This window comes from Chryseobacterium balustinum, from assembly GCF_900168205.1.
In the GTDB taxonomy this organism is placed as follows: Bacteria; Bacteroidota; Bacteroidia; order Flavobacteriales; family Weeksellaceae; genus Chryseobacterium; species Chryseobacterium balustinum.
Genome location: NZ_FUZE01000049.1, coordinates 1 through 6,915, shown reverse-complemented (window position 1 = coordinate 6,915; position 6,915 = coordinate 1). Strand labels below are relative to the sequence as shown.

The following is a 6,915-nucleotide window of genomic DNA, read 5'->3' as shown; positions in this document are numbered from 1 at the left end:
AAAAAGCAACCTCTTTTAAATCGCTTTAAAAGAGGTTGCTTTTTATCTTATTTTTTGGAATAACGGAAAAACTAAAGAGTTGTGCAACGGTTACCTTTGTTGTGCGTTCGTTTTTTTTACCAATTAACCACTTCTGTATATTCTTTATTTATATATTCTGGAAAGTCTTTAATTTTTTTCACTTTAGCATTTTCTGTGTTCAACTCCCAAATAGATGATTTTCCACTCCATGGGTCAGTGAGAATTTCAACTGTATTTTTATCTTTTATTCTTATTGAGTGAATCCATTCAAAGTTTTCGTTTTGATATTTTATGGTTTCAGAAGGTTTCCAAAATATCAAATGAATTCCAGCTACAATTGCCCAATTATTTTTAGGGTCAATAATTCCACAGCTTGGGTTGCCATAAAAATACTCATTTAGTAATATTATCCCGCTTGCTTTTTCAGTCAAAACAGATAACTCGTCTTCTGTTTCAAGTTTTAGTTTTTCTGTTTCGTCTATTATTTTCATTCTTTTAGGTTTTGCAAAATGACGCACAACTTCCAAATTTACGCATTGCGTCAATCCAAACTATATGATAGTCGCAAAGCCATTAATGCTACTAATATAAAATATTATTTTGATGAATTGATTATTAGTTTCATACAGTCATATTTCGGTCAAATCTATCTTTGGATTGGCGAACTTTTCACTTCTTAATACCCATTTTTTTAATTTCTTCATCCGTATGGTGATCCAGAATTTTAGCATACCTATAAAATGTTGCCCTAGTCAATCCAAAAGGCTTATAAATATCTTCCGGACGCATTGTTGGATCTTTATAAATTGAACGCAGAAGGAGTAGCTTTGAAATTGTTTCTGCAGTGTACCCCTTGGGTCTTCCACCAGTTCTCCCTCTTGCTCTAGCAGATTGCAATCCCGCATTCGTTCTTTCTCTTATCAACTCCCTTTCGTATTCGGCAAGAGACGCCATAAGGTTTAAAAACAGACGACCATTAATCGTTGAAGTATCAACACCATCTACAAGTCCTTTTATTATAATTCCTTTATCACTTAAACTTAAAACAAGATCAATAATATTTTTTAAGCTTCTCCCTAACCGATCTAATCTCCAAACATACAATTCATCACCTTCTCTGAACTGTTCTATCATTTTATCAAGCTCGGGACGATTTTTTGTTGCACCAGAAATTTTCTCTTGGTAAATTTTCTCACAACCAGCTTTTTCTAAAGCTTCAATTTGCAAATCCAAATTTTGATCTTTGGTTGAAACTCGGGCATATCCTATTTTCATATTTTGTTACATTAAACTCATACTCTGTAAATTTATGAAACTTTGTTTAATGATATGAGATTTTGAGAAAGTTAACTGAAAAAATAAGATTTTAAAGTACCAAATTGTAAAATCTCAAAATACTACAGTAAATTAAGAGTAGATTTTCCGAAAAAGTTTTTTATAATTTTTGAGAGCTAATTTGATATTTATGCTTAGTAAAAGAATTTGTAAATCGTTTATAATTTTACATTTCGAATAGTCTAAACATTTTAATATATGTTCCTAGAGCTTCCGTAAGAGATTATACTATTTTTAAATCTGAAGGAATTTCGATAAATATTATACGATTTACGATGAAATTTTTCAGTTATAGATAAGACAGCTTAAGCATTTTTTTTCACCGAATGTGATTATTTTCCAGAATTCTTTTTTTTGTACTGTTCACTTTCAAATGTCAATTCTTCCATGGTCTTGCGTTTACCATTAGAGATCCAATCTAAAAGTTCATCTTCAAAAAAATAAAGTTTCTTGCCATTTTTGTAGCAAGGAATATTTCTTTTTCGCACCAATGTATAAATAGTTGATTTTGCTTTTCCGATAAGTTTTGATACTTCATCAATACCTATCGGTTTTTTTTTGGAAGGAATCGTTACTGTCGCATTTTCTTTAATTAGTAATAGCTTAAGATCACCAACTTCGTTAATGAGAAACGCAACTGCATTTGGTAAATTCTCGAAAGATATGTCATGATCATTCATTGTATTTAATTTATAGATTTCACAAAAAATAAATAATTTTGGTAAGAGAGATTCTACATCTGCGTCCCTTTCATATATAATGATGACATTATCATTTCGGTTATTTTGGAAGATATATAATTCACCGTAATGTAGTATTTTACTATACTTTGCTACCGCAACCTTAACTATTTTACTCTATTATAAGTTGCTTATCACTCCTACCTTAAGTAAATCTACCAACCGAAATATAGATTATTATGTTTTTGACTTAATAAAGTATGCCTTTTTCCTAAATTGGCTAATTAATAGTACTAATCCGCTTCTTTAAAGATGCCATTCAACTTTTAGCTTACCGAAAATGAAAGATGCATCAGTAGACAGACGGTGATGTAATGTTCGATATTATTAACCCAGTCCAGTAATGTATATTACATGATAGCCTAGTATCTACGCCAATTTTAAAGATTTACAGGAGGAAATATTAAGTTATTATTCTCAAAACATGTGTTGCAAATACATTTACAAATTTTTCAGATGAATAGCAGTCGAAGCTTTATTTTTCTTCTCATCAACAATTTTTGCATAAACCTGCGTAGTTTTTACGTTTGTATGACCAAGCATTTTACTAACTGTGTAAATATCAGTTCCACTCGAAAGTTGAAGCGTTGCAAAAGTGTGTCTGAAATTATGGAAAGTTATTTTTTTGTTAATTCCTGCACTTTCAATCCACTTCTTTAGTGGTCGGGAAATCCAAGCCGGGTCAGTCAAATTTTTAAAAATTAAATCAGTAGGAAGACCAACTGAACCACAAAGTTGTAATGCCTGTTTAGACATCGGCATATATTCTACGCCTTTGGTTTTTTTTTGAGTAAAATTTATTTTCGCCTGATCATTTTCAAGGCTTATTTCGTTCCACGTAAGTTTCTGAATATCGGAATGCCGTAAACCTGTTAAAGCTGAAAAGAGTGCCGCCCGTTTTAGTACGTCAAGTTCACATGGCGTTTCAACTAAAGTATTAAGTTCATCAAGTGTAAGATATTCTCGTCTTGATTCTTTGTGCGGAATCGATTTTATTTTAGCAGAAATATCACTGGTAAAATAGCCATCGATAAAAGCTTCTTTCAATGCAGCTCTGAAAACAGAAAAATATGTTGAAGCTGTATTTTGAGAAATACTATTTTCTTTATTACTACCACTTTTAGCAGTCAATAGATATGCTTTAAACGTTTCACAGAACCTTGTATCTATTTGAGAGAAAGTAATGGTTTCGCCTCCAAAATCTTTTAGAAACTCTATTGAGCGATACCAATTTACTTGAATGGATTCGGAATTGTTTTTATGCCTTTTAGTAACCAGCAGATCAAAATATCTCACAAAATTTTCCTGAGATTTTTCTTTTTGTTCTGCAAGTACTGCGTCAAGATCACTGTAAAGTTCAAAGTTATCATACTCTCTCTGCCGCAATTTGCGTAAAGAATCTGCATAAAGCATTGTCTCGCGGTCGTTATTGCTTTTGCAAACAATAATACCATTATCATCTCTTTTAGGTTTAAATGACACGGAATCTTGTGTTGTTCTCGCAGGTCGTTTTTTGTCAAAATCTACCGTTGTAACGCTTCTGTTCAGATACTCCCGAACTCTTTGAACTTTATCTCTACCAGACATCTTCACAGGATAACTTTCCAAATAAATAAACCATTCATTTCGGAACTCGGCTTTTCGTAAGCGTACGGTAACCTTAGTTTTTAGTAACTCTTTCATTTTCCTTCAAAAATTTTATCAATTAAAATTTTAGGAACATACACGAAACTTCCAACTTTCTTTGTCGGAATTTTATTTCTTTTTATTAGGTTTGTTACAGTTCCTGGATCAGCATGGAATTTTGAACTAATTTCGGAAATTGTATAACAATTACCAACTTCAAAATTGGGTTTCTCAATTATTAATTCCTTTTCTTCCGGCATTTCAACTGCTGAAAATAAATTTTCCAGATCTGATCGCTTCACACGAGTCAATCTTGAGCCTAAATTAGTTCCAGTAATAATTCCTCTTTTTATATATCTGTGCACTGTATCTTTTGAAAGTCCAAACATAACAGTAGCTTCAGCAACTGAGATAAATTCTCTATTCTGAACTTCGGCAATCTTGTTCTTATATTTTTCTAAAAGAGTATATTTTTCTACTTTATCTTTTTCAAGTTTCTTCCTTGCTTTTAATGATTTATTGTTACAAGAAGTAGAGCAAAAACGACTCATAACTGTCTTTGCTTCAAAGGGTTTTGAACACTGCTCACATACCCTTGGTATTTTTAATTTACTAAATCCCATCCTGAAATAACATCCTGAACATTCTCTGTTTTTTGGCTCCTAAAATAAAATAAGGCGCATAAGACGCACATTACATCCAAATAGCGCGCGGTACAGTTGAGATACAAAAATACAATAAAAATTGATTAAAATCAACTATTAAGAAAAAATACAAAAACAAAAAAATCGCTGTAAACATTACATTTACAGCGATTTGCTAATTTATTTCAATCGATATTAATCGATGATAATTGCTACTTATTTGACATAATTTGAATAAACATGGTATAAATCGCTGTCGGGAAGTATTGTATCATCAATCGGATTTGAGGTATCTATGTTTTCAAAAAAAGAATTAAAAAAGTAAAAGGCTTCATAATCAAAAAAGCTAATTTTATCAATATTGGAATGGATGAATTCTACATTCTCAATATTATGCCTCACTGCTATTTTTTTTGATATTTTCGTGAGAGAAGCTCTTTGCTCTACTCCATAAAAAAAACCTTCTGTAGAAGCAGCACCGATTAGACAAAACTTGCCTGCACCCGCACCAATATCAAGTACTTTTGTACCAGGTTTTTCTACCAAATATTTTGCAGCCATTTTGGCCACAGCAACAGGAGTCCAGTGTTTTTCTGCAACAACTTTTATGTTTGGAGGATATATTTCATTAAAAACGGAATCTTTTACATCAATATTCTGCCTAATTTGTTGAAAAATCATTTTATTAATTTTAAATATTCTTCGTATGTTAAAAATTCATCAGTTGAGATATGAGTTGAAAGAATAAAAAACCAAGAATTATATGGGTCTGTGTTAATATGGGAAGGTTTTATAGCTATATTTTTATTTACCTCTACAATCTGAAAGTCAAAGGGAGCAACAAGCGAAAAAGTCTTATTGATTCCGTGTATAGCTCCAAAATGGTTCTCTTTACCTATGATAGATTCTTGCCTGATATATTCAACCAGATGGATTTTTCCTATCTCCTTTTGAGCAAAGTCGGTAATCCCTACACAGAAATCGTATAATCCTATTTTTCTTAACCACAGATGATTTTCTGTATAATAATGGTTTTTGGGAACAAGCATACTGTTATTTGATTAATCTTTAATAAATGGAGTTTTCACAATGATACCTTTGACCGGTTTATTTCTTATATTAATAAAAATTTCACTTCCATCTTTAGCACTTTCAAAGCAGACGTATCCCATTCCTATTCCTTTTTTGAGTGTAGGAGAAAGTGTTCCCGAGGTAACCGTTCCAATAATTTGATGATGATGATCCCAAATTTCATATCCATGGCGAGGAATGTCTTTGCCTTCAATTTCAAAACCTACCAGCTTTTTAGTAACACCTTTTTCTTTTTGAATTTTTAAGAATCCGTTGTAAATAAAATCTTTGGTAAATTTTGTTATCCAGCCAAGACCTGCTTCCAAAGGAGAAGTGTAATCATTAATATCATTTCCATAGAGGCAATACCCCATTTCAAGTCTTAACGTATCTCTGGCGGCTAATCCAATCGGTTCAATACCTTCATCTTTTCCTGCCTCAAATATCGCTTCCCATAGATGAGCTGCGTATTTGTTCTCTACATAGATTTCAAAACCTAGTTCTCCTGTATACCCTGTTGTTGAGATCAAAGCATTCGGAATACGGGCTAATTCATCAATGGTGAAACTAAAAGATTTTAATTCTTTTAAATTAATATCTGTTAACTTCTGTAATACTTTTAAAGATTTTGGTCCCTGAACAGCCAATAAAGAAATTGAATCTGAAATATTGGTTACTTCTGCTCCAAAAGAATTATGTCTTTTAACCCAATCCAGATCTTTTTGTATGTTAGAAGCATTAACCACAAGAAGGTAGTCGTTTTTACTTATTTTATAAACCAGCAAATCGTCAATAATTCCGCCTGTATCGTTGGGCATACAGCTATATTGCACCTTACCGGGATAAAGTTTTGACACATCATTGGTCGTGAGTTTCTGCATTAATTCAAAAGAACCTTTTCCTTGTATCGAGATCTCTCCCATATGTGACACATCAAAAACTCCAACACTGCTTCTTACCGTTTCATGCTCGCACGTTACTCCTTTGTACTGGACAGGCATTTCAAAACCAGCATATTCTACCATTTTCCCACCAAGGATGTGATGGATTGCGTTAAATGCTGTTTTCTTTGTTTTTACAGACTCCATATTGTATTATAATCCTATTATACATTTATAAACAGCGGGTCTTAACAGCCATTCTGTATCAAAAAGGTTTGCCATTTTAATTTTTATCATCCACCCCTCTCCATAAGGATCAGAGTTTACCAGCTCAGGATGGGCTTCTAATTTAGGATTGATTTCCAATATTTTTCCCGCAATGGGTAGGAAAAGGTCAGATACCGTCTTTACAGCTTCAACTGTTCCAAATATCCCATGTTGTTTTAAAATTTCCCCAAGGGTTTCTATTTCAACATATACTATATCTCCTAATTTGCGTTGTGCAAAATCGGTAATTCCAATATAAGCCATTTCCTTTTCTAATCTAACCCACTCATGATCTTCAGTATACAAGAGGTTTTCAGGGATCTTCATTAT

General features: G+C 32.4%; 9 protein-coding genes. All 9 read right to left on the bottom strand.

Annotated features, from left to right (window positions below; all coding sequences use genetic code 11):
• Positions 1-116 precede the first annotated feature (116 nt).
• Positions 117-512 carry a hypothetical protein gene (locus tag B5X64_RS22135; RefSeq protein WP_079467287.1) on the bottom strand — a complete coding sequence of 132 codons (396 nt, stop codon included), beginning with the start codon at positions 510-512 and terminating at the stop codon, positions 117-119.
• A 178-nt stretch (positions 513-690) separates the two neighbouring features.
• On the bottom strand, positions 691-1,296 hold the full coding sequence (locus tag B5X64_RS22130; RefSeq protein ID WP_079467286.1) for a recombinase family protein: 606 nt from the start codon (positions 1,294-1,296) through the stop codon (positions 691-693).
• Between the two features lie 392 nt (positions 1,297-1,688).
• Entirely contained in the window at positions 1,689-2,036 is a 348-nt protein-coding gene (locus tag B5X64_RS22125; protein WP_066679272.1) for a helix-turn-helix domain-containing protein, read from the bottom strand.
• Positions 2,037-2,537: 501 nt separating this feature from the next.
• Positions 2,538-3,779, bottom strand: a complete 1,242-nt coding sequence (locus B5X64_RS22120; protein WP_066679270.1) for a site-specific integrase — start codon at positions 3,777-3,779, stop codon at positions 2,538-2,540.
• Positions 3,776-4,345, bottom strand: a complete 570-nt coding sequence (locus B5X64_RS22115) for a helix-turn-helix domain-containing protein (protein ID WP_066679269.1) — start codon at positions 4,343-4,345, stop codon at positions 3,776-3,778. Before B5X64_RS22115 ends, B5X64_RS22120 begins: the two co-directional genes overlap by 4 nt.
• A gap of 237 nt (positions 4,346-4,582) precedes the next feature.
• The gene (locus B5X64_RS22110; protein WP_079467285.1) at positions 4,583-5,047 is read right to left on the bottom strand and encodes a methyltransferase domain-containing protein; all 465 of its coding nucleotides are present in this window, start codon (positions 5,045-5,047) and stop codon (positions 4,583-4,585) included.
• A complete protein-coding gene (locus B5X64_RS22105; RefSeq protein WP_079467284.1) occupies positions 5,044-5,415 on the bottom strand; it encodes a glycine cleavage system protein H in 372 nt (123 codons plus the stop codon). Before B5X64_RS22105 ends, B5X64_RS22110 begins: the two co-directional genes overlap by 4 nt.
• 12 nt (positions 5,416-5,427) lie before the next feature.
• Entirely contained in the window at positions 5,428-6,525 is a 1,098-nt protein-coding gene (gene gcvT / locus B5X64_RS22100) for a glycine cleavage system aminomethyltransferase GcvT (RefSeq protein ID WP_079467283.1), read from the bottom strand.
• 6 nt (positions 6,526-6,531) lie between these two features.
• The gene (gene gcvH / locus B5X64_RS22095; protein ID WP_079467288.1) at positions 6,532-6,912 is read right to left on the bottom strand and encodes a glycine cleavage system protein GcvH; all 381 of its coding nucleotides are present in this window, start codon (positions 6,910-6,912) and stop codon (positions 6,532-6,534) included.
• Between the last annotated feature and the right edge of the window lie 3 nt (positions 6,913-6,915).